Annotated in this window: 27 protein-coding genes; 20 read left to right on the top strand and 7 right to left on the bottom strand. The window is 64.6% G+C overall.

The window, feature by feature from the left end:
* Nucleotides 1-17 precede the first annotated feature (17 nt).
* Both FEI13_RS05890 and FEI13_RS05885 read left to right on the top strand, forming a co-directional pair.
* Entirely contained in the window at nt 18-803 is a 786-nt protein-coding gene (locus FEI13_RS05890; RefSeq protein WP_138180342.1) for a TSUP family transporter, read from the top strand.
* Nucleotides 804-927: 124 nt separating this feature from the next.
* Nucleotides 928-1449, top strand: a complete 522-nt coding sequence (locus FEI13_RS05885) for a cytochrome b (RefSeq protein ID WP_138180340.1) — start codon at nt 928-930, stop codon at nt 1447-1449.
* A gap of 91 nt (nt 1450-1540) precedes the next feature.
* Here FEI13_RS05885 and FEI13_RS05880 read toward each other — a convergent pair whose 3' ends face one another.
* On the bottom strand, nt 1541-2008 hold the full coding sequence (locus tag FEI13_RS05880; RefSeq protein WP_138180338.1) for a PepSY domain-containing protein: 468 nt from the start codon (nt 2006-2008) through the stop codon (nt 1541-1543).
* 112 nt (nt 2009-2120) lie between these two features.
* On the opposite strand from FEI13_RS05880, the gene FEI13_RS05875 reads away from it, so the two are divergent.
* From FEI13_RS05875 to FEI13_RS05860, 4 genes are all read left to right on the top strand, one after another.
* Nucleotides 2121-2486, top strand: coding sequence for a PepSY domain-containing protein (locus FEI13_RS05875; RefSeq protein WP_204758363.1), 366 nt, complete (start codon nt 2121-2123; stop codon nt 2484-2486).
* Nucleotides 2483-3154, top strand: coding sequence for a response regulator transcription factor (locus tag FEI13_RS05870; RefSeq protein WP_138180336.1), 672 nt, complete (start codon nt 2483-2485; stop codon nt 3152-3154). Before FEI13_RS05875 ends, FEI13_RS05870 begins: the two co-directional genes overlap by 4 nt.
* Nucleotides 3151-4503 carry a sensor histidine kinase gene (locus tag FEI13_RS05865; RefSeq protein ID WP_138180334.1) on the top strand — a complete coding sequence of 451 codons (1353 nt, stop codon included), beginning with the start codon at nt 3151-3153 and terminating at the stop codon, nt 4501-4503. Before FEI13_RS05870 ends, FEI13_RS05865 begins: the two co-directional genes overlap by 4 nt.
* Before the next feature lie 92 nt (nt 4504-4595).
* Nucleotides 4596-6230, top strand: a complete 1635-nt coding sequence (locus FEI13_RS05860; protein ID WP_138180332.1) for an FMN-binding glutamate synthase family protein — start codon at nt 4596-4598, stop codon at nt 6228-6230.
* Between the two features lie 11 nt (nt 6231-6241).
* Here FEI13_RS05860 and FEI13_RS05855 read toward each other — a convergent pair whose 3' ends face one another.
* Complete coding sequence (locus FEI13_RS05855; RefSeq protein WP_138180330.1) at nt 6242-7168, bottom strand: cation diffusion facilitator family transporter; 927 nt, start codon at nt 7166-7168, stop codon at nt 6242-6244.
* An 87-nt stretch (nt 7169-7255) separates the two neighbouring features.
* Nucleotides 7256-7822: an NnrU family protein gene (locus FEI13_RS05850; protein ID WP_138180328.1), complete on the bottom strand. Its 567-nt coding sequence runs from the start codon at nt 7820-7822 to the stop codon at nt 7256-7258.
* A 122-nt stretch (nt 7823-7944) separates the two neighbouring features.
* On the opposite strand from FEI13_RS05850, the gene FEI13_RS05845 reads away from it, so the two are divergent.
* Nucleotides 7945-9879, top strand: coding sequence for a metallophosphoesterase family protein (locus FEI13_RS05845; RefSeq protein WP_138180326.1), 1935 nt, complete (start codon nt 7945-7947; stop codon nt 9877-9879).
* 12 nt (nt 9880-9891) lie between these two features.
* On the opposite strand, the gene FEI13_RS05840 is transcribed toward FEI13_RS05845, so the two are convergent.
* Nucleotides 9892-10362, bottom strand: a complete 471-nt coding sequence (locus tag FEI13_RS05840) for a phosphatidylglycerophosphatase A family protein (RefSeq protein WP_138180323.1) — start codon at nt 10360-10362, stop codon at nt 9892-9894.
* A 193-nt stretch (nt 10363-10555) separates the two neighbouring features.
* Here FEI13_RS05840 and FEI13_RS05835 point away from each other — a divergent pair, with 193 nt between their 5' ends.
* The 11 genes from FEI13_RS05835 to FEI13_RS05785 all read left to right on the top strand — a co-directional run bounded on the left by FEI13_RS05835 (nt 10556) and on the right by FEI13_RS05785 (nt 20897).
* A complete protein-coding gene (locus tag FEI13_RS05835) occupies nt 10556-11155 on the top strand; it encodes a gamma-glutamylcyclotransferase (protein ID WP_138180321.1) in 600 nt (199 codons plus the stop codon).
* 18 nt (nt 11156-11173) lie between these two features.
* Entirely contained in the window at nt 11174-12430 is a 1257-nt protein-coding gene (locus tag FEI13_RS05830; protein WP_138180319.1) for a threonine ammonia-lyase, read from the top strand.
* A gap of 1 nt (nt 12431) precedes the next feature.
* A complete protein-coding gene (locus tag FEI13_RS05825; RefSeq protein WP_138180317.1) occupies nt 12432-12761 on the top strand; it encodes a YnfA family protein in 330 nt (109 codons plus the stop codon).
* A gap of 101 nt (nt 12762-12862) precedes the next feature.
* Nucleotides 12863-14602, top strand: coding sequence for an isocitrate/isopropylmalate family dehydrogenase (locus tag FEI13_RS05820; RefSeq protein ID WP_138180315.1), 1740 nt, complete (start codon nt 12863-12865; stop codon nt 14600-14602).
* Nucleotides 14603-14900: 298 nt separating this feature from the next.
* The gene (sstT, locus tag FEI13_RS05815) at nt 14901-16124 is read left to right on the top strand and encodes a serine/threonine transporter SstT (RefSeq protein ID WP_138180313.1); all 1224 of its coding nucleotides are present in this window, start codon (nt 14901-14903) and stop codon (nt 16122-16124) included.
* Between the two features lie 279 nt (nt 16125-16403).
* Nucleotides 16404-16934, top strand: a complete 531-nt coding sequence (locus tag FEI13_RS05810) for a molybdopterin-dependent oxidoreductase (RefSeq protein WP_138180311.1) — start codon at nt 16404-16406, stop codon at nt 16932-16934.
* Complete coding sequence (locus FEI13_RS05805; protein WP_138180309.1) at nt 16931-18169, top strand: GGDEF domain-containing protein; 1239 nt, start codon at nt 16931-16933, stop codon at nt 18167-18169. The genes FEI13_RS05810 and FEI13_RS05805 overlap by 4 nt, the downstream gene beginning before the upstream one ends.
* A 57-nt stretch (nt 18170-18226) precedes the next feature.
* Nucleotides 18227-18754, top strand: coding sequence for a helix-turn-helix domain-containing protein (locus FEI13_RS05800; protein ID WP_138180307.1), 528 nt, complete (start codon nt 18227-18229; stop codon nt 18752-18754).
* Entirely contained in the window at nt 18751-19482 is a 732-nt protein-coding gene (locus FEI13_RS05795) for an AzlC family ABC transporter permease (protein WP_138180306.1), read from the top strand. Before FEI13_RS05800 ends, FEI13_RS05795 begins: the two co-directional genes overlap by 4 nt.
* A complete protein-coding gene (locus tag FEI13_RS05790) occupies nt 19475-19822 on the top strand; it encodes an AzlD domain-containing protein (RefSeq protein ID WP_138180304.1) in 348 nt (115 codons plus the stop codon). Before FEI13_RS05795 ends, FEI13_RS05790 begins: the two co-directional genes overlap by 8 nt.
* Before the next feature lie 517 nt (nt 19823-20339).
* Complete coding sequence (locus tag FEI13_RS05785) at nt 20340-20897, top strand: hypothetical protein (protein WP_138180302.1); 558 nt, start codon at nt 20340-20342, stop codon at nt 20895-20897.
* Between the two features lie 579 nt (nt 20898-21476).
* Here FEI13_RS05785 and FEI13_RS05780 read toward each other — a convergent pair.
* Together FEI13_RS05780 and FEI13_RS05775 are read right to left on the bottom strand one after the other, a co-directional pair.
* Nucleotides 21477-22028 (bottom strand): recombinase family protein, encoded by a 552-nt coding sequence (locus FEI13_RS05780; protein WP_138180300.1) that lies wholly within the window; start codon nt 22026-22028, stop codon nt 21477-21479.
* A gap of 381 nt (nt 22029-22409) precedes the next feature.
* A complete protein-coding gene (locus FEI13_RS05775; RefSeq protein WP_338035077.1) occupies nt 22410-22739 on the bottom strand; it encodes a helix-turn-helix domain-containing protein in 330 nt (109 codons plus the stop codon).
* Here FEI13_RS05775 and FEI13_RS05770 point away from each other — a divergent pair.
* Nucleotides 22738-23895 (top strand): hypothetical protein, encoded by a 1158-nt coding sequence (locus FEI13_RS05770; RefSeq protein ID WP_138180298.1) that lies wholly within the window; start codon nt 22738-22740, stop codon nt 23893-23895. The two genes, FEI13_RS05775 and FEI13_RS05770, sit on opposite strands and share 2 nt — an antisense overlap.
* Nucleotides 23896-23959: 64 nt before the next feature.
* Nucleotides 23960-24451, top strand: coding sequence for a DUF6957 family protein (locus FEI13_RS05765; RefSeq protein WP_138180296.1), 492 nt, complete (start codon nt 23960-23962; stop codon nt 24449-24451).
* Here FEI13_RS05765 and FEI13_RS05760 read toward each other — a convergent pair whose 3' ends face one another.
* Nucleotides 24452-24628: an antitoxin Xre/MbcA/ParS toxin-binding domain-containing protein gene (locus FEI13_RS05760; protein WP_158294517.1), complete on the bottom strand. Its 177-nt coding sequence runs from the start codon at nt 24626-24628 to the stop codon at nt 24452-24454. It lies immediately after the preceding gene.
* Nucleotides 24629-24759: the final 131 nt, after the last annotated feature.

Genomic DNA, 24759 nt, shown 5'->3' with positions numbered 1-24759 from the left:
GGGAAAGGAGCGCCCTGATGGCCGACCTCGAGATTCCCCAGCTTGTGCTGATCGGGCTGATCTTCGTCTGGAGCGGATTCGTGCGCACCAGCCTGGGCTTCGGCGGCGCCGTGCTGTCGCTGCCCTTCCTGCTGCTGGTGCTCGACGAGCCGCTGGTGTTCCTGCCGATCATCGCCGTCCACCTGCTGATCTTCTCCAGCTGGATTGCCTGGCGCGGCCACCGGCTGCTGGTGGCCGAGAACGGCGGTCGGACGCCGAGCGAGGGCAACATCGACTGGGGCTACCTGCTCAAGGCGATGAAGGTCATGATCATCCCCAAGCTGATCGGGGTCATCGGCCTGCTCACCCTGCCGGGCAATGTTCTGAGCAGCATCATCTTCGTCATCGTGATGGTCTACGCGGTCGGCTACGTGCTCGACAGGCCCTTTCGCAGCAACAGCCGTGTCCTGGACGCGATCCTGCTGGTCCTGGGCGGCTACGTCAGCGGCACCTCGCTGATCGGCGCCCCGCTGATCGTCGCGGTGTTCGCCTCCCATGTCGCCGCCCACCAGCTGCGCGATACCCTCTTCGCGCTGTGGTTCATCCTGGTGCTGATCAAGATGGTGTCGTTCCTGATCGCCGGGGTCGACCTGCAGCTCATCCACCACCTGTGGCTGCTGCCCTGCGCCCTGCTCGGCCACCTGCTGGGCGAACGCGCCCACCAGCACCTGCTCGCCAGCCGCACGAACCTCTACTTCCGGGTGCTCGGCGGGGTCCTCATACTGGTCAGCGTGGTGGGACTTGTCGGCGGCTCGGCGGGCTGAGTCGCGCGGCGCGAAGCGCCGGCGGGGGCTCGCCACATGAATGCCGGATGAACGAGGCGTTCAGGCTCCTGCAAGGCGACCAGGTGTAAGACGGATCATGTCCCCACAGAGAGGAGTGATCCCGATGAACTGGCTCGATACCGAACACCGCTATGGCGCCGTCTCCCGCGCCCTTCACTGGTCCATGGCCCTGATAGTGCTGCTGATGCTGGGCAGCGACTGGTGGATGGAGGCCTTTGAGGGCCTCGGCGAAGCCGCCGCGATGTCCCTGCACCAGAGCATCGGCATGACGCTGCTGGCGCTGCTCGTCTTCCGCCTGGCCTGGCGCGCCGTCAACCGTGGCCGCCCGGCCCCGCCCGCCCACTGGCGCCTGGCCGCGAAGCTCGGCCACCTGGCCCTCTATGCCCTGCTCCTGGTCATCCCGCTGAGCGGCCTGCTGACGGCCATCGGTAGCGGCGAGGGCGTGGCCCTCTTCGGCGCGCCGCTGGTCGCGGCGGATGGCGAGATCGAGTGGCTCGAGGAGGCCTTCGAGGAGACCCACGAGGTGCTCGTCAACCTGCTGTGGTTCGCCATCGCCGGCCATGTGCTCGCCGCCCTGGCGCACCAGTGGTGGCTGGGGGAGCGCAGCCTGCAGCGCATGACCTGACCGCCCCACGCAGCGGGCCCGGCGCGAAGCTATCGCGCCGGGCCCGCTGCGTTCAGGGGATGGCGCCGGGGCCGATGGCCCCGGCACCAGTTCAGTCCTGCTCCACCTCGAGCAGCGCTCCGCCACGGCTCCTGACCTCGAGCTCGCGACCGTCGGCGTCGCGGCCCTCGATCTCGATGCGGCCGTTGCGGTAGACCTCGAGCTCCTCGAACTCGGCCAGCCCCTCGGCCGTGGCCAGGGCCATCGCCTCGCGAATCTCGGCCTCGGACATGCCCCAGGCGCCCCCCTCACGACGGTTGCGCTCCTCCTTTAGGCTCTCGCCGCTCTCCAGCGAGAAACGCACCTCGGCGCGCCACTCGTCGTCGAGCCAGCCCTCCACAGAGAAACGGTCATTTCGCTCGACCTCGATCTCCTCGAAGGACTGGAAGCCGAAGGCGCTGGCATGGGCCAGGATCTCATCGAGTCGCTCCGTCGCCAGGCGCTCATCCTCGGCCTGGGCCAGGGTGGCGACGCTCATCAGGGCGGCCAGGGAACCGGCCAGGATCATCGTGCGTTGCATGGGTCACTCCTCCTTACTGCGGGTTGCCGGTCCGTTGTACCGCGGCCGACCTTGCCACAGGGTGACGGCGCCGTTCATGCTGCATTCATGTTCGGACTGGCACGCTGTGACCATGATGACGAGACGCCTGCCCTCCTCCGCTTCCCGCCTGCGCCTGCCGGTGCTGGCCGCCCTGCTCGCCCTGCTGGCCGCCTCCCCCGCGCCGGCAGATGAGGGGTGGCACGACCTCCACGAGGCGGTGCGCGAAGGGAGGATCGTGCCCCTGCCCGATATCCTCGACTGGCTGGAGGCCCGCTATGTGGGCCAGGTACTGGAGGTGGAACTCGAGCGTGACGACGGCCGGATGACCTACGAGGTCGAGATGCTCGGCCCCCAGGGCCAGGTGGTGGAGTTCGCGTTCGATGCCGCCAGTGGCCAGCTGATCGGCATGGAAGGGGTGAACATCAACGGTATGCGACGCGAGGATGGCGCGGAATGAAGGTGCTGCTGGTGGAGGATGACCGCGCGCTGGCCGAGGCGCTCGCCGAGGCCCTGGGGGACGCAGGGGTGCTGCTGGAGACCGCCACCGCCGGTGGCGAGGCGGACTTCCTGGTGCGCACCGAGGCCTACGACGCGGTGATCCTCGATCTGGGCCTGCCCGACGGCGACGGCAGCCGCTGGCTCGCCCAATGGCGCGAGGACGCCATCGACACCCCGGTGCTGGTACTCACCGCCCGCACCCGCTGGACCGACAAGGCCGCCGGCTTCTCGGCCGGGGCCGATGACTACGTCACCAAGCCCTTCGAGACCGCCGAGGTGCTGTTCCGGTTGCGCGCCCTGGTGCGGCGCAGCCACGGCCACGCCCATCCGGTGCTGAGGATCGGCGAGCTCGCCTTCGATACCCACGCCGGCAGCGTCACCCTGGCCGGCCGCCCGGTAAGCCTGACCGCCCAGGAGTCGCGTCTGCTCGCCTACCTGGCCCACGCCGCGCCCCGCGTGGTGAGCCGCAGCGAGCTCGCCGAGCACGTCTATGACCGCGACCACGAGCCGGACTCGAACGTCATCGACGTCCAGATCAGCCGGCTGCGCCGTAAGCTGGGCGCGGCCCGCATCCAGACCCACCGTGGCCAGGGCTATCGCCTGGCCGGAGGCGACGAGACGCCATGAGTCGACTGCGGCGGCTGTCGCTGGCCAGTCGCCTGCTGCTGGCCTCCCTGCTGACCCTCGCGATCGCGCTGCCGCTGGCCGGCATGGGCCTGGCCCAGAACTTCCGCACCACCACCACGGCCGCCTTCGACGAGCGCCTGGCGTCGCTGCTCAACGTGGTCATCGCCGGCCTCGACTGGGATCCGACGCAGCAGCGGCTGGTCCATGAACGCTCGCTGGGCGACCCGCGCTTCGAGCGGGTCTTCTCCGGCTGGTACTGGCAGATCAGCGACGGCGCCGAGCAGCTGCTGACCTCCCGCTCACTGTGGGACCAGCGACTGCCCACGCGCCAGCACCGCGAGGTGGTGCTGCGCGACCTGACGGGGCCCCGCGGGACGCCGCTGCGCGTCATTGAGCGCGATATCCGCCTGGCGGCCATCGACGGCCCCTTGCACGTCAGCGTGGCCGTCTCCCGGGAATCGCTGGACGCGGCGCTCGCCCGCTTCGGCGGACGGGTCTCGCTCTTCCTGATCGGTCTGGGGCTGCTGCTGCTGGCCACCCTGGCCCTTCAGGTACGCTGGGGCCTGGCCCCGCTGCGCCGGATACAGGCCGACCTGCAGCGCGTGGAGAACGGCGACGCCGAGCGCCTCGATACCCGGCTGTCACCGGAGCTCGCGCGCCTGGCCCGGGCCATGAACGACGTCCTGGCCCGTGACCGGCGACTGATGGCGCATGCGCGCCATGCCGCCGGCAACCTGGCGCATGCGCTGAAGACCCCGGTGAGCGTGCTGACCACCCTAGCCGACGGCATCGAGGAGCCGCGACGCAGCCGCCTGCGTGACGAGCTGGTGCGCATCGATGCGGCGGTACGCCACCACCTGGCCCGCGCCTCGGCGGCCGGAGACGCCGGCCTGGCGCCTCGCGTCGATGCCGGCGAGGTGCTCATGCCTATCCTCGAGGGGCTCGGCCGCCTGGCCGAGCGGCGCGGCATCGCCCTCCACCACGACCTGCCATCCGGGATGCGCGTGCGCATGGAGGCCCAAGACTTGCAGGAGCTGGTCGGCAATCTACTCGACAACGCCCTGCGCTGGGCCGAGAGCCGAGTCGCGATGCACGGCGGCAGCGATGACGGGGGAAGCTGGATGACGGTCGAGGACGACGGGCCGGGCATGGACGAGACCCAGCGCCAGGCCGCCCTGGGCCGCGGCGCGCGGCTCGACGAGCAGCACCCGGGCAACGGCCTGGGCCTGGCCATCGTGGTCGACCTGGTGAAGCTCAACGGCGGCCGCCTGGCGCTCGGCCGCTCGCGCCTCGGCGGGCTGGCGGTGCAGGTCTGGCTGCCCGACCGCCCCTTCCAGTCCGCCGGTTGAGACGACGCGCGACCCTGACCCGCCGGGCGCATTGACAGTCACTCCACGCGACCGTGCAATGGCAGGGCCGCCCCTTCCATCAGGAGTCCCTCATGCTCCCGCTTCCGCTGCGCTACGGCGCCTACGTGATCAGTCTGCTGGGCCTCGCCGTCAGCCTCATCGGCGTCCTGGAGGCCCCCGGCTGGTGGTGGGGCGTGCTCAGCTTCGGCCTGCTCGTCGCTCTGGGCACCCATGACATCCTCCAGCGCAAGCGCACGGTGAGCCGCAACTACCCGATCCTCGCCCACCTGCGCTACAACCTGGAGTCGTTCGGCCCGGAGCTGCGCCAATACATCATCCAGTCCGACAACGAGGCAATCCCCTTCTCGCGGGAGCAGCGCCGGCTGGTCTACCAGCGCGCCAAGGGCATCAGCGACAAGCGCCCCTTCGGCTCGCTCCACGACATGCGCGCCCCCGGCTACGAGTGGATGAGCCCCTCGATGGCGCCGGCCCGCATCGACGACCCGGACTTCCGCACCACCATCGGGGCCGGACGTGGCCGGCCCTACCGCGCCAGCGTGTTCAACATCTCGGCGATGAGCTTCGGGGCGCTCTCCGCCCATGCCATCAACGCCCTCAACCAAGGGGCGAGACTGGGCGGCTTCTACCACGACACCGGCGAGGGCGCGATCTCCCCCTACCACCGCCATGGCGGCGACCTGGTCTGGGAGATCGGCTCCGGCTACTTCGGCTGTCGTGACGCACAGGGCCGGTTCGACCCCGAGCGCTTCCGCGAGCAGGCCACCCAGGACGCGGTGAAGATGATCGAGATCAAGCTCAGCCAGGGCGCCAAGCCGGGCCACGGCGGCATCCTGCCCGCCGCCAAGGTCACGGCCGAGATCGCTTCGACCCGCGGCGTGCCCATGGGCCAGGACGTGGTCTCCCCCTCCGCCCACGCGGCCTTCTCCACGCCCCGCGAACTGATCCACTTCATCCGCCGGCTGCGCGAGCTCGCCGACGACAAGCCGGTGGGCATCAAGCTGGCCATCGGGCATCCCTGGGAGTGGTTCGCCCTGGTCAAGGCGATGCTGGAGGAGGACGAGCATCCGGACTTCGTGGTGGTCGACGGCGGCGAGGGGGGCACCGGTGCCGCCCCGCTGGAGCTCATCAATCGCCTGGGCATGCCCCTCACCGAGGCCCTGCTGCTGGTGCACAACACCCTGGTGGGCGCCGGGCTGCGTGAGCGGGTCTCCGTCGGGGCCGCCGGCAAGGTGATCAGCGCCTTCGATCTCGCCCGCGCCCTGGCCTTGGGCGCCGACTGGTGCAATGCCGCCCGGGGCTACATGTTCGCCCTGGGCTGCATCCAGGCCCAGACCTGCCACACCGACCGCTGCCCGAGCGGCGTGGCGACCCAGGACCCGTTGCGCGGCAACCGCCTGGATGTCGACCACAAGTCACGCCGGGTGGAGCGTTTCCACGCCAACACCCTCGCGTCGCTGGCCGAGATGCTGGCCGCCGCAGGCCTCTCCCACCCGCGGGAGCTCGGTCCCGAGCACGTGAGTCACCGGCTCTCCGCCCACGAGGTGAAGCGCTTCGACGAACTCTACGACATCCTCTCCCCGGACGAGCTGCTGCAGGGCGGCGCCTCCCGACATGCCGTATTCCGCGACTACTGGGACCTCGCCGACCCCGACCATTTCGACCCTCCCGAGGTGGTGGCCAGGCGCCGTCAAAGCAAGCTGGTCTAGCGGCCCGCGCATCAGGACCGGTCAGACGCCTCGTCGTGCGCCTCGTCGCTGACGGGCGCGTCGGCGCATTCGTGACGGCTCTCCAGCTGGATGGTGGCGTGGTAAAGGCCGTAGCGTTCCCCCAGCAGCGAGCGGATCGCCACCAGGGTGGCCTGGCGATCCTCGCCCTCGTCGATAGCCGCATGCAGCGAGACGAGATGGCGTCCCGGCGTCAGCGACCAGATATGCACGTGATGGACGTTGCAGACCGCCTCAAGCTGCTCGGGAATCTCCCGGCGCAGCGTCGAGGGATCGACGCCCTCCGGCGCCCCCTCCAGCAGGATATGCCCGGACTCCCGGGTCAGCTTCCAGGCGCTGCGCAGGATCAGCAGCGCCACCAGCACCGAGAGCAGCGGGTCGATGGGCATCCAGTCAGTGGCCAGTATCACCAGGGCCGCGACGATCGCCGCCACCGAGCCCAGCAGGTCCCCCAGCACATGCAGGGCGGCCCCACGGATGTTGAGGTTCTCGCGGTCGCCGAAGTGCAGGATGGCAAATACCACCACGTTGACCACCAGCCCCAGGCCGGCGATCACCAGCATGGTGCTGCCCGTCACCTCCACCGGCGAGATCAGCCGGCGGATCGCCTCGAAGAGGATCCACGCCACGATGGCGATCAGCGTCAGGCCGTTGACGAAGGCGGCCAGGATCTGCACCCGGTGGTAGCCGAAGCTGCGCCTCTCGTCGGCCGGCCGGCGACTGATGCGCGCGGCGAACCAGGCGAGCGCGAGGGCTGCGGTATCGGTGAGCATGTGGCCGGCGTCGGCCAGAAGGGCCAGCGAGCCGGAGAGAATGCCCCCGACCACCTCGGCGACCATGAAGCCGCCGGTCAGCAGGATCGCCCAGAAGAGCCGGCGCTGGCTGTCGTGCCCGCCATGATGCGAATGATCGTGTGCCATGTGCCCTCCCTTGCCAGGCCCCAGCATACCGCATCCGACGCAGAGGCCCAGCCGCCCGTCCAGGGTGGCCGGCGCCCCTCGCCAGCCTCACATCACCGGCACGCCGATCAGCCACGCATGCAGGTAGAGGGCGAACACGACGTAGGCTGCCAGGCCGATCGCCACGGTGGCGACGGTGCCGGCCACGCTCGGGGCGGCGATCTCCGGCCGGGGACGACGGCGGGCCGCACGGAAGTCGAACACTGCCCACAGCAGGAAGGCGCCGAAGAGCACGATGTCGGAAAGCCGGCCGTTGGCCAGCAGGTGGGCGAAGGCCCACAGCTTGACCGCCAGGATCATCGGATGGCCGAGCTTCGCCTTGAGGTGGTTGCGCGGCACGTAGGCCGCCACCAGCAGCACGAAGGCAGGTATCATGAACAGCGAGACGGCATGGCGAAGGCCCAGCGGCGGCTGCCAGACCCACACCGGGTCCAGGCGCGTCTGGCCGTAGCCCCAGATCGCCAGGGCCAGGCCGATGATCGAGACCACCGAGTAGGCCGCCTTCCAGGGCAGCTCGCCCATTCGCTGGATCTGGGCGCTTCGCCAGTCGTCAGCCAGGATGCGCACCGAGTGCGTACCGAGAAAGATCAACAGGCCGAGCAGCATCACGGTCATGGTCAGGGTCTCCATCAGGGGAAAGGGGGCAAGGTGGAACCTCGCCGCCGCCAGCCTAGACGGTTGACTCGACCGCGACCAGTGCCATCGGCCGCCACGGCTCATTGATGCAAAGGACTGCCATGTCTCGCGACACCGCCCCCCTGCCCGAGGTCCTCGCCGGCCCCATCCTGCGTCGCCTGAGCGCGGAGCGCCTGGTGATCTGGCTGGTGGGCTCACGCCGCCTCGCACCGAGCCTGATGCTGCACCCGGTCGGGCATACCCCGCGCCGGCTGGTGCTCAACGATTCGCGCCTCAGGCGGCTCCCACTCGGTCGCCACGCCTGGCTGCACCTGATAGACGTACCCCTCGAGACGCCCCTGCCCCGCGGGGTGCGCATCGACTACGACCTGAAGCTGCCCGGCGAGGCGGGCGCGACCGGCATCGCCGACTGGGCGCCCCACCTGCTGCACGAGGGCGCGGCACATCCCTGCTTCGTGCTCGCCGAGCGCCACGGCCGGCTGCTCCACGGCTCCTGCCGTCGCCCCCATCACGATAGCCCGGACGGCCTGGTGCGCGCCGATGCCTGGCTCGCCGAGCGGCGCGCCTCGCCCGAGGCCTGGCCGGCCTGGCTGCTGATGACCGGCGACCAGGTCTACGCCGACGACGTGGCCGGTCCGATGCTGGTCGCCATCCACGACCTGATCCGTCGCCTGGGACTCTTCGACGAGACCCTGGAGGGCGCCACCGTGGCCGACAGTCAGGCGCTCTACGACGATCCCGCCGGCTACTATCGCCGCGAGGCGCTGCTGCCCGAGGCCGAGAGCAGCGAGAAGGTGCGCAAGGGCTTCTTCGGCGGGGCACGCAAGCCGGTCTTCACCTCGGCCAACGCCCACAATCACCTGATGAGCTTCGCCGAGGTGATCGCCATGTACCTGCTGGCCTGGTCGCCGACCCCGTGGCGCCTGGTGAACATGCAGGCCCCGGTGCTGGACGAGGAGAATGCCGCCCTGTTCAGCAGGGAGAGGGCGGTGATCGAACGCTTCGCCGCGGGCCTGTCCGTCGCCGCCCGAGTGATGGCCCACCTGCCCTCGCTGATGATCTTCGACGACCACGACATCACCGACGACTGGAACCTCACCGCGGACTGGGAAAGTACCGCCTACGGCCACCCCTTCTCGCGACGGATCATCGGCAACGCCCTGCTGGCCTACCTGCTCTGCCAGGGCTGGGGCAACGACCCGGACCGCTTGGCCGTGCCCCTGGATGACGCTGCAGGGTTGCTGGAGCACGCCGCCGACCAGGAGGGCTGGCTGCCCGCCGAGGAGCAGGACGCCGTCATCGAGCGGCTGCTGCGCTTCCAGGGCTGGGAGGTAGAAATAGAGGGCGACCCGAAGCTGGTGATCCTCGACACCCGCACCCGACGCTGGCGCAGCGAGCGCAGTCTCACGCGCCCCTCCGGCCTGATGGACTGGGAGGCGCTCTCGGAGCTGCAGCAGAACGTGCTGGGGGCGGCGTCGGTGGTAATCGTCTCGCCGGCGCCGATGTTCGGCGTCAAGCTGATCGAGGCCATCCAGCGACTCTTCACCCTGGCCGGCCGTCCGCTGCTGGTGGATGCCGAGAACTGGATGGCCCATCGCGGCGCGGCGAGCGTGATGATGAACATCTTCCGCCACTCCCGCACCCCCGGGCACTACGTGATCCTCTCCGGCGACGTGCACTACTCCTTCACCTACGACATCCGCATCCGTCACCGCCGCGAGGGACCGAGGCTCTGGCAGATCACTTCGAGCGGGGTCAAGAATGCCTTTCCCGACACCCTGCTCGACTGGTTCGACCGCCTCAACCGCTGGCTCTATGCGCCACGCTCGCCGCTCAACTGGCTCACCCAGCGTCGGCGCATGGTGATCTCGCCGCGCGATCCGGACCGCGCGAGGGCCGGTGAGCGGCTCTGGAACGGCAGCGGCATCGGCCTGGTAGAGCTCGATGAACAGGGCCGCCCGAGCGACATCCGCCAGCTCGACGCCCGCGGCTTCGACGTTCGCTTTCCTACCCCGGACGAACGCTCGCGCCCCTGAGGTAGCCTCGACTCAGCGCGTCTGCCGGCGGCGCCAGAGCGCCAGTCCACCGGCCATGACCAGCCAGGTCATGGCCGCGGCCACGCTGTCGTCGAGCACGATGCCGATACCGCCGGGCAGCGCCTCCGCCTGGCTCACCGGCGCCGGCTTGGTGATATCGAATCCCCGATAGATCACATAGGCCCCGGCCAGGGCTGCGGGATGGCGGGCCGCGGCCTGACCGAGCACCGCCACCGGGAAGGCCACGATCTCGTCGAGCACGATGCGCCCGTCGTCCTTGAAGCCCAGCAGGGTCGCGGCCTGATGGCAGACCGGAATGGCCGCCACCAGCAGTGCCGCCGTGAGGCCCAGCTGCACCCGCCGGGTGCGTCCCAGCAGCCACCAGGCGAGCGGCAGTCCCAGCAGCGTCCCGACCGTGCCCGGGGCCCAGGGCGAGAGCCCCAGGCCAAGTCCCGTCGAGAGGGCCATCAATAGCGTCTCCATCTCTGCTCCCTGTCACTGAACGACTGCATCGAACGACTGCATCGAACGGCATGCGCCGAACGCTCGACACCTTACCCCCCGACTCGCAGCGCCGTCGACGCCGCCCCGGGCATCGGCCATCGGACTTCGACAAGCGCCGTCCGGCGACGCATCATGGAGCCCTTCATTCATCACGACCCTGCCCGCACCGTCCATGAGCCACGACACCACTGCACGCAATCGACGCATGACCCACTTCGACGACCATGACGCGCTCTGGCTGTTCGGCTACGGCTCGCTGATCTGGAAGGCCGACTTCCCCTTCCTCGAGCGTCGCTGCGCCCATGTCCACGGCTGGGTGCGGCGCTTCTGGCAGGGCTCCCACGATCATCGCGGCACTCCCGAAGCCCCCGGCCGCGTGGCCACCCTGGTGCGCGAGCCGGGGGCCATCTGCCACGGCATGGCCTATCGCATCGCCCCTGAGGTGCTGGGCCCGCTGGATATCCGCGAGAAGAACGGCTACCTGCGCGAACTGACCCGGCTGCACTTCGACGACGGTGGCCAGCCGGCGGGCGCCGATGGGCTCCTCTACCTGGCCACCGAGGATAACGCCGCCTTCCTCGGCGATGCCCCGCTCGACGCCATCGCCGCGCAGATCGCCGTTGCCCACGGTCCCAGCGGCCCCAATCGCGATTACCTGGTCCACCTGGCCCGGGCCCTTCGCGAACTCGGTGTGGACGACCCCCACGTGTTCGCGCTGGCAGCGCGCCTGCCCCACCCGGCAGGCGATGACTGCCCCCACGACCCCAAATAACAAGGAGAAGATCCTCCCATGAGCGTGACCCTCGACGACATCCGCCAGGCCGCCGCCCGCCTCGAGGGCAGCGTGGAACATACCCCCTGCCTGCACTCCTCAACCCTCTCCCGGCTCACCGGCTGCGACGTCTACATCAAGTTCGAGAACCACCAGTTCACCGCCTCCTTCAAGGAGCGCGGCGCGCTGAACCACCTGCTCGCGCTGACGCCCGAGGAGCGCGCCCGGGGCGTGATCGCCATGTCCGCCGGCAATCACGCCCAGGCGGTGGCCTACCACGCCGCCCGGCTGGGCATCCACGCCACCATCGTCATGCCCCGCCACACCCCCAACCTCAAGGTGCGCAACACTCGCGACTTCGGCGCCGAGGTGCACCTGGAGGGCAATGGCGTCGACGAGGCCGGCGCCTACGCCCGGCGCCTCGCCGAGGAACGCCACCTGGTCTTCGTGCACCCCTACGACGACCCACGGGTCATCGCCGGCCAAGGCACCATCGCCCCGGAGATGCTCGAGGCGGTTCCCGACCTGGACTGCCTGGTGATCCCCATCGGCGGCGGCGGCCTGATCAGCGGCAACGCCGTGGCGGCCAAGGCGCTGAAGCCCGACATCGAGGTGATCGGGGTGCAGACCCAGCGCTTCCCGGCCATGCAGCAGGCGCTGGCCGGCGAGGAGATCCACTGCGGCCTGGCCACCCTGGCCGAGGGCATCGCCGTGAAGCAGCCCGGCACCCTGACCCGGGAGATCGTGCGCGAGCTGGTCAGCGACATCGTGCTGGTGGACGAGCCCGAGATCGAGCGCGCCATCCTGATGCTGCTGGAGATCGAGAAGAGCGTGGCCGAGGGCGCCGGCGCCGCGGGGCTCGCCGCCCTGCTCAGCGACCCGCCGCGCTTTCGCGGCCGCAAGGTGGGGCTGGTGCTGTGCGGCGGCAACATCGACATGCTGGCGCTCTCCTCGGTGATCCAGCGCGGCCTGGTGCGCTCTGGGCGCATCGTGCGGGTGCGGGTGGGCATCTCCGACGTGCCCGGCTCGCTGGCCGAGCTGACCCAGCTGCTCGCCGAACAGCGCGCCAACGTCATCCAGATCGCCCACCAGCGCACCTTTACCGACCTCTCGCTGCGCGCCACCGAGGTGGAGGCCACCCTGGAGACGCTGGGTAGCGACCACACCCGCGAGGTGATCGCCGCGCTGCGCGCCGAGGGCTACGACCCGGTGCTGCCCGCCAACGAGGTACACCCGGACGAGCGCTGGGCCGCCGACCCCGAGGGCCAGCACTGAGATGAGCACGCTGGCGCTCTATGTCGCCGCCGCCCTGGCCGAGATCGCCGGCTGCTTCAGCGTCTGGGCCTGGTGGCGGCTGGACAAGTCGGCCCTGTGGCTGATGCCGGGGCTCGCCAGCCTGGCGCTTTTCGCCTGGCTGCTGAGCCTCTCCACGGCCGACTACGCCGGGCGCGCCTACGCTGCCTACGGCGGGGTTTACATCGCCACTTCGGTGGCCTGGCTATGGCTGGTCGAGCAGCGCCTGCCCGATCGCTGGGACCTTGCCGGCGCCGGCCTGTGCCTGATGGGTGCCGGCGTCATCCTGCTCGGGCCACGGCCCGCGGGGTGATCTCCGCCACCGGGCGATCTCTGGCAGAGGATCGACGGCAGGCGTACCCTATTAGCATTCGTTACCCCTCCCATTCCATCACCTCAACCAAAGGAAGCGTGATGAGCAGCAAGATCAACGTGTCCGCCCCCCTGGTCATCCTGCATGGCGACGAGATGGCGCAGGTGGCCTTCGAGCGCATCCTCGAGACCTTCGTGACCTCCCGGCTGGACGTCGACCTCGTGGAGATCGACCTGACCGCCGAGAACCGCCTGGTCACCAACGGCCAGGTGGTGATCGATGCCATCGAGGCCCTCAAGCAGTACGGCGTGGGGGTGAAGAACGCGGGCATGACCGTGAACCGCACCCAGCTGGGCGAGCTGCTGGCCAAGCACCCCGAACTCGACGGCACCACGCTGCATCCGCTGGCCACCAAGTCGCCCAACGGCGCCATCCGCAAGGGCATCGGCGGCAACATCACCCGCGAGGATATCCAGTTCCGCAACCTGGAGTTCAACACCCCGGAGTGGATCGGCCGCGATATCGAAGTGGAGACCATGGATGTCGGCGGCATCAAGGACAGCTTCAACGAGCTCTCCAGTGCCACCGGCATCGTCAAGCTGCTGTTCGTGGGCGAAAGCGGCGACCCGATGGAGTTGCACCGCCGCGAGGTGAAGAAGGGCGACCCCTGGCTGCTCGCCACCAACGACATCGACCAGGTCAAGGCTTGGGCGCACCGCTTCTTCCAGCGCGCCATCGACGAGAAGCGCGACATCTACCTGGGTCTGAAGGATACCGTGATCGCCGGCTACGACGGCGTGATGCGGGCCGCCATCGAGGACATCTACCGCGATCACTACCAGGCCCAGGTCGAGGCGCTGGGGCTCGCCTACCACTACGAGCTGATCGACGCCCAGGCCGCGCGCCTCGTCGCCAATCCGCCGGAGCGGGCGCTGTGGGGCGTGCCGGACAACAACACCGGCCGCAAGCTCTACAAGCTGGTCGAAGAGCTCAAGATCCACGGCATTCCCAAGCGCAAGGCCCACGTCTCGCTGTCGCGGATGAGCGCCGGCGGCGGCGACCAGTACGGCAGCTACAACGCCCCCGCCCTGGAGGACGGCATCCTCAAGGTGGTGGTCGATGGCGAGGAGAAGCACGCGCGCCACGTCAAGCAGGGCGACCCGATCCTGCTGATGTCCAACGACCACCAGGCGATCAAGGACTGGGTCACCCAGGTATTCCGCGACGCCTCGCGCAAGGACAAGGAGGTCTACTTCGGCCTCAAGCGCGAGTACATGGAGTACGACGACGTCTTCAGCACCGCCATCACCGACGTGCGCCGCGAGCTGGCGAAGGCCGACACGCCGCCCCCGTCGTTCATGATCATGCGGCCCTCGCGGCAGCTCATCAAGATGATCACCGATCCGCCCCGCAACGCCCTCTACCCGGCGCAGAACCTCGACGGCGATATCTTCTCAGACATCTCCGCGGCGCTTGGCGGCAGCCTGGCCACCGCCAGCTCGATCATCGAGAGCAAGAACGGCACCATGCTCTTCGAGGCGCCCCACGGCACCGCCCACGACCTCTACCTGAACTACCTGGAGAGCGATGGCCGCCAGGCGCACTTCAACTCCTCCGCGCTGATCTTCGCCGTGGCCAACGCCCTGGAGACCCTGGGCGAACGCGATGCCAACGCGGCCCTGGTCGACTACGCCACCGGCCTCAAGGCCGCGCTGATCGATACCGTCGCCGACGGCGTCATCACCGGCGACCTCAAGGGCAAGACCACCGATCCGGCCGCCGAGACCCTCGTCGACATGCAGGGCTTTCTGGATGCCGTGGCCGAGCGGCTTCCCGCCTGACGCGCTCCCGGTGACTCCCCCGACCCCGCCCACCCGGGCGGGTTTTTTCCTGTGACGCCGCCCGGCGTCAATGCAGCGGCAACACCTGCTTTATCTCTCCCAAGCAGATAATTCGCCCATCCTGGCGATAATTGCTGCTAGAATCGCGCGCGCCACGCAGACGTCCCCTGTCCCGGCTACCCGCCTGGGGCGGCTCGCGCGGCGCGTCGCTGTGCTTATCGGCCCCGCCGACGCGACCGTTCGAGCCGTCCCGCAGGGAGGCGTCTGTCCGCCCATTACAATGCCCGAGAGATCCTCCATGATCGCCACCTTGCAAACCCTCGGCCGCCCGCTGATGCGACTGGGGCTGATCCCCCAGATCGCCATCGGCATCGTCTGCGGCATCCTGCTCGCCCTCCTCTCGCCGGACACGGCCCAATCGGTCTCGCTGCTGGGCCAGCTGTTCATCTCCGCCCTGAAGGCGGTCGCCCCGATCCTGGTGTTCATCCTGGTGACCGCGGCCATCGCCAGCCACCGGCAGGGTCAACCGACCCACATCCGCTCGGTGATGGTGCTCTACGTGATCGGCACCTTGGTCGCCGCCCTGGTGGCCGTGGCGGCGAGCTTCGCGTTCCCCACCACCCTGGCGCTGGACCGGCCCGAGGTCAGCGGCAACCCGCCCGGCGACATCATCGAGATCCTCCAGAACCTGCTGCTCAACGCCGTTGCCAACCCGGTCACGGCGATCATGGAAGGCAACTTCATCGCCATCCTGGTGTGGGCCATCGGCCTCGGCATGATGCTGCGCCAGGGAAGCGACGCCACCCGCACGATGCTCGGCGACCTCTCGGATGCGGTCTCGCACATCGTGCGCCTGGTGATCCGCTTCGCCCCGCTGGGCATCTTCGGCCTGGTCGCCAACACCCTGGCGGAGTCCGGCATGAATGCCTTGCTCGACTATGGCCACCTGCTGATGGTGATCGTCGGCTGCATGCTGTTCGTCGCCCTGGTCACCAACCCGCTGATCGTCTATTGGCAGACCCGCGAGAACCCCTACCCGCTGGTCTTCACCTGCCTGCGCGGCAGCGCCATCACTGCCTTCTTCACGCGCAGTTCGGCGGCCAACATCCCGGTCAACCTGGAGTTGTGCAAGCGCCTGAAGCTGCATGCCGACACCTACGCCATCTCGATCCCGCTGGGCGCGACGGTCAACATGTGCGGCGCGGCCATCACCATCACCGTGATCACGCTCTCCGCCGCCCATACCCTGGGCATCGGCGTCGACTTCCCCACCGCCCTGCTGCTGTGCATCGTCTCGGCACTGGCTGCCTGCGGCGTCTCCGGCGTGGCCGGCGGCTCGCTGCTGCTGATTCCCATGGCCAGTAACCTGTTCGGTATCTCCACCGACGTGGCCATGCAGGTGGTGGCGATCGGCTTCGTGATCAGCGTGGTGCAGGACTCCACCGAGACGGCGCTGAACTCGTCCACCGACGTGCTGTTCACCGCGGCCGCCTGCCGCCGCGAGGAGAACGCTCAGGCCTGATTCCCCGGTGCGGCCCCGTGATCGTCACGGGGCCGCGCGCCATCGGCGACGCCCCCGTCGCCACCGCACTCCGCCTGTCGAACGCATGGGGTTTTCCACTCTTAACATGAATCAACGTTATCACTCTTCAGAGTGATAACGTTGGGGGAACTTCACGACTACAGATAGACAGCATCGGTATCATTTAAGATAGTAGGGGCGCATAAATACATTTCGTAACCGGTATCGAACGATCGGAGACCGGCCGCTGCCCACGATCACACAGGAAGCGCTGACGCCATGCTCTCTCACCTATCCTCCTGCCGCCGTCTCACCCGCCCCTTCCTCTCCTCTCTACGGCGTCCTCTCCTGGGGCTTTGCCTGCTGCTGGCCATGGGCGCCCATGCCGCGGATGGCATCGCCCCCCACGATCCGGTCCTGACGCTCACCCAGGGCAGCGACCACCAGGGATTCTCGCTGGAGGCGATCGAGGCCACCGACGACCTGCATCATGTTCAGATGCAGCACCCCGAGGGCCCCGAAGGCCGCTTTTCGGGCGTCTGGCTGAATGCCTTCCTGGCGGAGAATGGCCTGGCAGATGCGCGACGCGTGCGCTTCATCGCCGATGACGGCTACACCACCTTCCTCACCCCCGCCCAGCGACAGGAGAAGGCCTACCTGCTGGCAACGCGGCTCGACGGCGAGCCGATCGGGGTGGACCGGCTCGGCCCGCTGATGCTGGTGGTGCCCGAGGACGCCGAGGCCGTACTGGAAGGCACGGTGCCGATGAACCGCTGGATCTGGGCGATCGAGGAAATCCGCGCGAGATGACGACCGCCCCGGTCAGGGCCCTGCGCCATCGCCTGCTGCTGGCCTTCGGGCTGATCGCCACGGTCTGCGCCGCGGCAATCAGCTACTACGCCGCCCAGGCGCACCAGCATGTCGGCGCCGACTATACCGCCATGGTCGCCGACGTCGTCCGCTCCCAGGCAGATCCCAAGGAGTTGCTGACGGCCCTGATGCGTCTCGACGGCGCTCATCCGGATCATCAGGCCCATCAGGAGGAGCTAGGCGAACTGCTGCTGCGCATTCCCCGGCGTATCGAGAACATCCGCCTCCAGGTCCTGCGCAGCGACCTTCCCCGTCAGGACTACGCGCCGCTCATCGACGAATTGACCCTTGTCCAGGAGCGTATCGCGACCCTGCAGACCCGCTTCGACCAGGCGCAGCGCGATGGGCTCGACGGTCAGGAAATCGATGCGCTGCGCGCGCTTGGGCGGGAGATCGAAGCGGGGCTCGCCTGGAGCTACAGCGAGCTGAGCCTGCTCGTGCAGAACGCCTCCGCCGACCAGCGCCAGCTGATGGAATGGCTCACCGTCGCGGTGGTCGGTCTGTTGATGATGGTGGTGGCCGCCGTCGGCGCGGTGATGCTGATGATGCTGCGCCTGCAGCACCAGCGAGACATAATGCGCTTCCAGAGCCAGACCGATGAACTGACCGGGCTTTATAACCGTCGGCGCCTGCAGGAGGTGGCCGAACAGGAGTTCGCCCGTCGCCAGCGTCACGCCTCGCCGCTGAGCCTCATGCTGCTCGACCTGGACCACTTCAAGCTCATCAATGACGCCTATGGCCACCCGGTGGGCGACGCGGTGCTCTCCGCCTTCGCCGACACCCTCCAACACCAAGTGCGTCGCCTGGATACCGTGGCGCGCATGGGCGGCGAGGAGTTCGCGGTGCTGCTGCCGAACACCGATGGTGAGGCCGCACGCCAGCTCGCCGAGCGGATCCTCGCGGCCACCCGCGCCATGCCGATGCCGGAGGCGGCCGGAGAACACCGGTTCACCGTCAGCATCGGCGTGACCGAAGCCCGACAGGGCGACGGCTTCGAACACCTCTATACCCGCACCGACCGGCGACTCTATGCCGCCAAGCAAGCCGGCCGGGATCGCGTGGTCAGCAGCGACGTGCTGGCGGAGGTGCCCAATCGCGGCGCCTCCCTGGCCCAGGCGAACATGCAAGGCGACATGCACCCAGACGTCTGGGCCAGCGGCCGGAAGGATAGTTGACAGGCAAACGTTCTCTAGATAGAACGTTCGATTAAAGGAACAACGAGATCGCCTGTCATGGATACCCTCTCCCTCAGCACCCTGGGGCATCACCTGCAGTCCCTCCGCCGGGCCCAGGGCTGGTCGCTGTCGCGGCTGGCCGCCGCCGCCGGCATCGCCAAGTCGAACCTGTCACGCCTCGAACAGGGCAACGGCAACCCCACCCTGGACACCATCTGGCGGCTGGCGGTGCAGCTGAAGGTGCCCTTCGGCACTCTGGTCGCCCCCATCGCCGTGCCCCTCGGCGAGGACGGCGTGGAAGTGCGCCTGATCGATCAGGGCAAGGACACCCCCCAGGTCGATGCCTACTGGATGCGCTGCGCGCCCTTCACCACCCGCGTCGCCGAGCCGCATACCCCCGGCGCCCGGGAGTCCCTGACCCTGATCAGCGGCCACCTCGAGGCCGGACCCGAGGGCGACACCCGTCGGCTCGCCGCCGGCGATACCCTGACCTTCCCCGCCGACCGAGCGCACTGCTATCGCACCGGCGACGACTGGGCCACCCTGCTGGTCAGCGTGGTCTACCACGGGGAGGCGCAGCGATGAGCCAGCAGGCCGTCTCCTCGTCTCAGCGCCCCTGGCTCACCGGCATGCGCGAGGCGATCCCCCTGCTGGGCGGCTACGTGCCGGTGGCCATCTCCTTCGGACTGGTCGCCATCCAGTCCGGCTTCAGTGCCCAGGAGGCGGTGCTGATCTCGGCCCTGATCTACGCGGGCGCCTCGCAGTTCCTGTTCGTCGGCATGGCCGCCGCCGGCTCGCCGCTGTGGCTGGTGGTGGTCATGACGCTGCTGATCAACGTGCGCCACGTGGTCTATGCCCCCAACCTGGCCCCCTGGCTGACGGCGAGCCGCGGCTGGCCCTGGCTGATGCACGCCCTCACCGACCAGGTCTTCGCCCTGGCGCACACCCGCCTGCCGCAGCTGCCGGAAGCGCAGCGGCTCGGCTGGTTCAGCGGCGCCGCCCTGTTCGCCTGGGCCAGCTGGATCGCCGGCACCGCCCTGGGCGCCCTCGCCGGCGAGGAGCTGATCGCGCGCTGGCCGCTGCTCGGCGAGGTCATGCCCTTCGCCCTGCCGGCGCTGTTCCTGGTGCTGGTGGTGCCCCGCTTCACCACGCGGCGCTGGAGCCTGGCGCTGAGCCTGACCATCCTGAGCGCCCTCGCCCTGACCGTGACGGGCTTCACCAACCTGGCGATTCCCCTCGCCGCCGCCTGCGGGGCGCTGTGCTTCCAGGCCGTTAAGTGCCGCCTCGCCGCGAAAGGAGCCCGCCATGAGTAGCGCCCTGTGGATCGCCGTTCTCGCCTCGGCCGTCGGCACCCTGCTGCTGCGCCTGCTGCCGATGCTGTGGATGCGGCGTCGCCTGAAGCGGCTCGACCACGACGACGGCCTCGAGGCCATGCCCCAGTGGCTCGGCATCCTGGGCCCCCTGATGATCGCCGCCCTGCTCGGCACCTCGCTGGTGCCAAAGACCCTGGACGGCATCTCCTGGCTCGCGACCGTGATCGGCGTGCTCGCGACGCTGGCCGTATGGTGGCGCACGCGCACCCTCGGCTGGCCGGTAGCGGCCGGGGTGGCAGCCTTCGGCGCGGTGGTGGTGCTGGCAAGCTGGATGCTTTAGAAGGAGGCGTGATCGCCAGGTGGCGTGGTGGGCCCAGCTGGACTCGAACCATAAAGTGGGGTTGAAGATTACCATCCAATCACAGCGCATTGATTCTTAATGGTTTTTTCACGGCATGAAATAAGCGAATCCTTTGCATATTTGATTTTTCGCCTGCCTCACTGCCAAGACCTACCCATGGTCCCCACATCACTAAGCGTACGTAGTAGCTGATCACTGTGGGCCCGAGCGTGGATCTGGTGCCGCGCATGGGGGGGCGGTCGAGGGCACTATCACGGTACCGTCCACGGCTAAGGGTCGCAACGGATTGGCGAGCCAGTTGGATGTTGCTGGTGCTGGGGGTACTTCCTGAATATCGGTACAAACCTACGGTGTCGTGGTCGCCTGCTTGTGTTGCTTGATGCCCATGCTCATAATTCAGAATAGACTACTGTAGAATCTCTCTTTCTACCAGCAAGGTAAACTCCTGTAGTTCGTCAACCACACGGGACTCTATGCACACTCAAAGGAATTAGTTATGGAACTAAATGAAGCAAGAGAGCAACTCCAATTTGCGAGAGAGCACCTAGAACACATTAGACACATAAAAAATCATCCAGAATTCAGAAAGTGGTGGCAGGCATTCAGGACATGTATATCAACCGCGTGCAACTCGGTGGAAAACAAGATTATAGAAATGGGATACCACAATGGAAGCCACATATTAAAACCAATAATTGAAGCCAGGAATAAAAAAGAAACACAATACATCATAATGGCAAGGAGCGCGGCCTTCCATAAGGTTGACCCAATTTCAGAGGTTAAGCCTGGTTGGATAAAAATGTCGCCGGGAGATCAGCCCAATGGCATTAAACAGCCAGACGGCTCAGTCATCTACCAATCACACACGCTACTGGAGTTTAAAATTAACCACCCACAGATAATGCTACTACCCGTTATCAATAGGGGTGAAGAATATCCTGCTCCCTCTTCAATCAATCAAGGCGAAGAAGAAACTCTCTCTGCCACATCACTTGGACAGTGTGCCATTGAGCAGATTCAAGAAGCGATCAACCGTATAGAACTGTTAATATAAAGTTATCAGAAACGATAAAAGAGGATTCTTCAATCCGATAATTGAGAGCACCAATCGTTTCAAAGTTGATAATCTCCACCTGATATAGAGGCACCGCAAAATAATCACAGCTAACGACAGTAACCTCTCAGCCCCAGAATGAGACCACAGCAGTACTAGGCAGATAACACGAAGCTCTATATAATGTAATAAGCAAGTCGTTGAATTGGCGAGAATAATGTGAAAAATGTGAAGTACGCCGTTTTGTTGCTATGTCTTTCATTTCCTCTCGCAGGATGCAACTTAGAGCTTCCAGTCGAAAGAGTTGTTCAGGGCTCTACTGAGACCTCCTAGAGGGAGGCGACAGACTACATGGACGGTAGCGAAAACCTGATTGTTGTGCCCTACACGGGAGTCCCGTGCTCGGGAGACTTTATCTTCGTTATTTCCCGCCTTGGAGTAGGGCGCTCAAGTGAGTGGCGGACGCAATGGCACGTTCCAGCTTGGATCAACTGGGACCATAGGTAGAGGCCCATAGAGATCTAAGAAAATAGGCACTTCACCCTCACAACCGTAATGTCATGAGCTGAACAGAAGGCTTTAGATTACCCCAACCTCTGCTTTCACGCGCTGCACAGTCGAGGCAGCCACACCAGCCTCCTTAGCTGTCTTGCGAATCGACAGCCCGGAAGCCAATAATTTTAGGATTTTCTCCCGGTCTACAGAAGCAGGACGACCTTTATACTTCCCAGCTTCCTTTGCCTTTATAATGCCCTCACGCTGACGTTCAAGAATCATTGACCGTTCAAACTGGTAGATAGCGCCAAGCATACTTAGCATGAGGTCTTGCATTGGGTTCACCTCTCCAGTGAAGGTCAGACTCTCCCTGTGAAAGCGTACCTGCACACCTCTCCCGGTCAGCCCCTTCACCAGCGTAATCAGATCCTCCAAGTTACGCGCCATCCTCGATATGTCGTGAACATGGACAACATCACCTTCTCGCACATAGTCCAACAGCGATTTTAGTTGGGGTCTGTTGGTGTCTTTTCCTGAACACATGTCTTCATAGACTTTATCTAGTCTGACCCCGTCTAACTGGCGCACGGTTTTCTGATCGACTGTTGACACTCGGATATAGCCGACTTCTGCCATAGCTCTGCCCGCCTTTGTGTACCTTTTTAAATCCTAGAAGTCAGGACTGTCATGTACCGATTATAGAAAATCCATATATATAGGTACAGAATTCGTATTCACCTAAGGTGTACCTACAGGGTGTAATCAAATCGATACTGGAGTCAGGAGCAGGCGAACGTGAGGCAGTTCGTCGCTGGGTGTGAAATTTAGCAGAAGATGAGCCAAAGTAAGCCTCAAGTACGACAAAGGGAAAAGCCTGGACAGACTTCCGAACCTGACAATCAGCCAAGGCCTGTTAGCGCTCCAGTTCATCAAGGACTCGCTCCCGGGTTCACTCGAGTAGCACTATCGCCAAGCAGTTCAGCCTGTGACCGTGCCTATGGTGCAGCAATCCCACCCCTATGTATGTTCATCAACTCTGAAGCTTCCAGCACGCGGGAAGAGGTCTGCGACCTCAACGCCAAGGGCTTCACTGAGCTGGTAGATTTTGATCAGTGTGACGTTTTTCTCTCCGCGTTCGACTTGCCCCATGTAGCTCCGATCAATTCCAGACAGCACGGCAAACCTATCCTGGGATAAGCCTTTGTTTTTACGCAGTTCTCTGACCCTTTTGCCAAACGCAACCAGTTTTTCGTTCCGCATCTTCACCACCCATCCAAAGGGTGGAACTATCTCGAAGGACGGGATATAGTGCCACGGACTATGAATACCATTTTGGAGAATTTTCATGCCGCTGCACATAGAGATGCTAGCCGATGACGACGATGAACAGAAATACGCTCCCATCTGCGAGGACTACTGGCGACAGGATGAACAAGGAATTTTTTACTTCAAGATCAAGGAGATAGCTAACAAGTATGGGATGCAGCCCCAGGTAGTTAGTAATTTCGTAGAGCAACGTGCCTTAGTGTGGCTGGATGAAATTTTCTGCCCGGAGTGCAAACACCACCACCTCTTTGGTACGCGCAGCCAGTATCAGGAACGAAACGGATTCCAGAACCGTGTCTGTGCGTCCTGCCTCATACCGAAGCACAAGACCATAGCGGAGAAAACGAACCATCTTAACTTGGAATCTGACCAAGCTAAGGTAAACAAAAATGTGAACCTAGAAAACATTGACCTAAAGAGTAAGATTTATTTTCTATCGCTATTGCAGGCACTAGGAAACGAAACGTTAACAAAAATTTGGCCTCTGAATAATTATCCTGCCAGTACGCTGTCACCAGACCCTGCCTATGACAAAAAGATTCTCAGTTATTTAATCGATAAGCAAATTCTTCTGGTAGATTTTGGCACGCACCCTGACGTGACTGCACCTGATGACAATGATCCATTTAAAATCAATCTTGAGAATACCGAATTTGAACTAGCACTTGAAAACGAAGAGGTTAGTGCGTTTGTCAATAACTTTTATGATGATGCAACATTGAATAATATCAAGCAGTCAGATGAACTCATAGAGCTTTGCATGGAAATACAGATGCATGAATGCACTTCTTTCCTGGACCAAGCATTGGCTGATCATCAAATATTTTCTGAGCAAGGAGAAAAAACGAAACTTGTATTCAGTCAGTGCCTATCAAGATTTAGTGTTTCTCAAATCTATAGCTTTATATGGAGCGGTGTTTCAGATGCAGCTGCATTTTACAACAGATACCCTATCGACATGAGAGAAGCGGCTAATGTTTCGATTATTTATATCTCGCGGTACATGGAAAGAGCCCTAGCCCATGGCTGGGAAATCAAGCCATATTACAGGAGCCACAATCTTCCTCAGTCATGCTTGAGTCGCATTGTATTTAACACGATACTAGGTACAAACGACGGAGGATTTAAACAGCCGTTACATGAATTAATAGAAATAGAGGATCTTGCATCTGTATAGAGGTGTGAAAGACATTACTCTCTAAAAGGTGCTCTAATCTTTAAAAAACCACAGAGCGGAAAGCATGCTGGATCACAACGAAATCCAAAAACAGAAGGTTCATCTGAGGGAGCAGCACCGCGATAAATTATCATCTACTGCTCTGGAAGACTTCGTCACGAAACTATGCACCTATTACCTCATAAAACCACAGCCCTGCTGGGCTATCCATGAAAAAGATATCGATGGGCGGGCTTCCATTGTTCGAAAATGGCAAATAGTTAATGTTGTTGATACTAAAGTTGCGATGCGCTTTTTGTTCTCTGAAATGCTAGTATCAGACTACAAAAATCGCGGCATATTCGGTGACTATGTATTCACCAGCCTTATTGAATATTTCGACATCGAAAATGGTTTGGTGAAAACCAAAAACACACTGTACTGCCTAGACGGCGAGGGTGAAGAGGTTAACGCTACGCTGCTAGAATTCAGCAAAATGAGGGCTATAAAGCAACCTCTCCATATGGTGCGCGCAATCGAGCGCGATGTTGGCACCATTCAGGATCCCACCGATTAATCAGGCATAGCCATCATGCTCAATGTGCTCAATATAGCTCAGCACTTCAGCCACCCTGCCTCTGGCGACCAATTGCTGGGCGGTGAGATCTCCCAGCGCGGGGATAGGTGTCTCTTTGTACCAACGCTGAGCTTCTTTGGTAGAGCCAGCCCATGCTTCGACAAGCGGCAAAATCACGTCTTCTCCTGGATCGTGGCCGTGCAGTTGGTCGATTCGACGATACAGGAACGCCCCCCAATGTCAGGATGAGTGTCGTGCCCTCTGATACCCTGTTCTTATAAACCGATCAGGGGGCGAAAGGAGACGCT

The organism is Halomonas urmiana (assembly GCF_005780185.1).
Classification (GTDB): Bacteria; Pseudomonadota; Gammaproteobacteria; order Pseudomonadales; family Halomonadaceae; genus Halomonas; species Halomonas urmiana.
This window is presented reverse-complemented; position numbering and strand designations above follow the sequence as displayed.

Coding starts and splice junctions, on each gene's coding strand:
- FEI13_RS05845 (WP_138180326.1), top strand. CDS start 7,945: ATGTCTCGCGACACCGCCCCCCTGCCCGAGGTCCTCGCCGGCCCCATC.
- FEI13_RS05775 (WP_338035077.1), bottom strand. CDS start 22,739: ATGAAAATTCTCCAAAATGGTATTCATAGTCCGTGGCACTATATCCCG.
- FEI13_RS05855 (WP_138180330.1), bottom strand. CDS start 7,168: ATGGCACACGATCATTCGCATCATGGCGGGCACGACAGCCAGCGCCGG.
- FEI13_RS05795 (WP_138180306.1), top strand. CDS start 18,751: ATGAGCCAGCAGGCCGTCTCCTCGTCTCAGCGCCCCTGGCTCACCGGC.
- FEI13_RS05785 (WP_138180302.1), top strand. CDS start 20,340: ATGGAACTAAATGAAGCAAGAGAGCAACTCCAATTTGCGAGAGAGCAC.
- FEI13_RS05765 (WP_138180296.1), top strand. CDS start 23,960: ATGCTGGATCACAACGAAATCCAAAAACAGAAGGTTCATCTGAGGGAG.
- FEI13_RS05865 (WP_138180334.1), top strand. CDS start 3,151: ATGAGTCGACTGCGGCGGCTGTCGCTGGCCAGTCGCCTGCTGCTGGCC.
- FEI13_RS05825 (WP_138180317.1), top strand. CDS start 12,432: ATGAGCACGCTGGCGCTCTATGTCGCCGCCGCCCTGGCCGAGATCGCC.
- FEI13_RS05870 (WP_138180336.1), top strand. CDS start 2,483: ATGAAGGTGCTGCTGGTGGAGGATGACCGCGCGCTGGCCGAGGCGCTC.
- FEI13_RS05880 (WP_138180338.1), bottom strand. CDS start 2,008: ATGCAACGCACGATGATCCTGGCCGGTTCCCTGGCCGCCCTGATGAGC.
- FEI13_RS05850 (WP_138180328.1), bottom strand. CDS start 7,822: ATGACCGTGATGCTGCTCGGCCTGTTGATCTTTCTCGGTACGCACTCG.
- FEI13_RS05890 (WP_138180342.1), top strand. CDS start 18: ATGGCCGACCTCGAGATTCCCCAGCTTGTGCTGATCGGGCTGATCTTC.
- FEI13_RS05800 (WP_138180307.1), top strand. CDS start 18,227: ATGGATACCCTCTCCCTCAGCACCCTGGGGCATCACCTGCAGTCCCTC.
- FEI13_RS05830 (WP_138180319.1), top strand. CDS start 11,174: ATGAGCGTGACCCTCGACGACATCCGCCAGGCCGCCGCCCGCCTCGAG.
- FEI13_RS05835 (WP_138180321.1), top strand. CDS start 10,556: ATGAGCCACGACACCACTGCACGCAATCGACGCATGACCCACTTCGAC.
- FEI13_RS05885 (WP_138180340.1), top strand. CDS start 928: ATGAACTGGCTCGATACCGAACACCGCTATGGCGCCGTCTCCCGCGCC.
- FEI13_RS05840 (WP_138180323.1), bottom strand. CDS start 10,362: ATGGAGACGCTATTGATGGCCCTCTCGACGGGACTTGGCCTGGGGCTC.
- FEI13_RS05820 (WP_138180315.1), top strand. CDS start 12,863: ATGAGCAGCAAGATCAACGTGTCCGCCCCCCTGGTCATCCTGCATGGC.
- FEI13_RS05790 (WP_138180304.1), top strand. CDS start 19,475: ATGAGTAGCGCCCTGTGGATCGCCGTTCTCGCCTCGGCCGTCGGCACC.
- FEI13_RS05780 (WP_138180300.1), bottom strand. CDS start 22,028: ATGGCAGAAGTCGGCTATATCCGAGTGTCAACAGTCGATCAGAAAACC.
- FEI13_RS05770 (WP_138180298.1), top strand. CDS start 22,738: ATGCCGCTGCACATAGAGATGCTAGCCGATGACGACGATGAACAGAAA.
- FEI13_RS05805 (WP_138180309.1), top strand. CDS start 16,931: ATGACGACCGCCCCGGTCAGGGCCCTGCGCCATCGCCTGCTGCTGGCC.
- FEI13_RS05875 (WP_204758363.1), top strand. CDS start 2,121: ATGATGACGAGACGCCTGCCCTCCTCCGCTTCCCGCCTGCGCCTGCCG.
- FEI13_RS05860 (WP_138180332.1), top strand. CDS start 4,596: ATGCTCCCGCTTCCGCTGCGCTACGGCGCCTACGTGATCAGTCTGCTG.
- sstT (WP_138180313.1), top strand. CDS start 14,901: ATGATCGCCACCTTGCAAACCCTCGGCCGCCCGCTGATGCGACTGGGG.
- FEI13_RS05810 (WP_138180311.1), top strand. CDS start 16,404: ATGCTCTCTCACCTATCCTCCTGCCGCCGTCTCACCCGCCCCTTCCTC.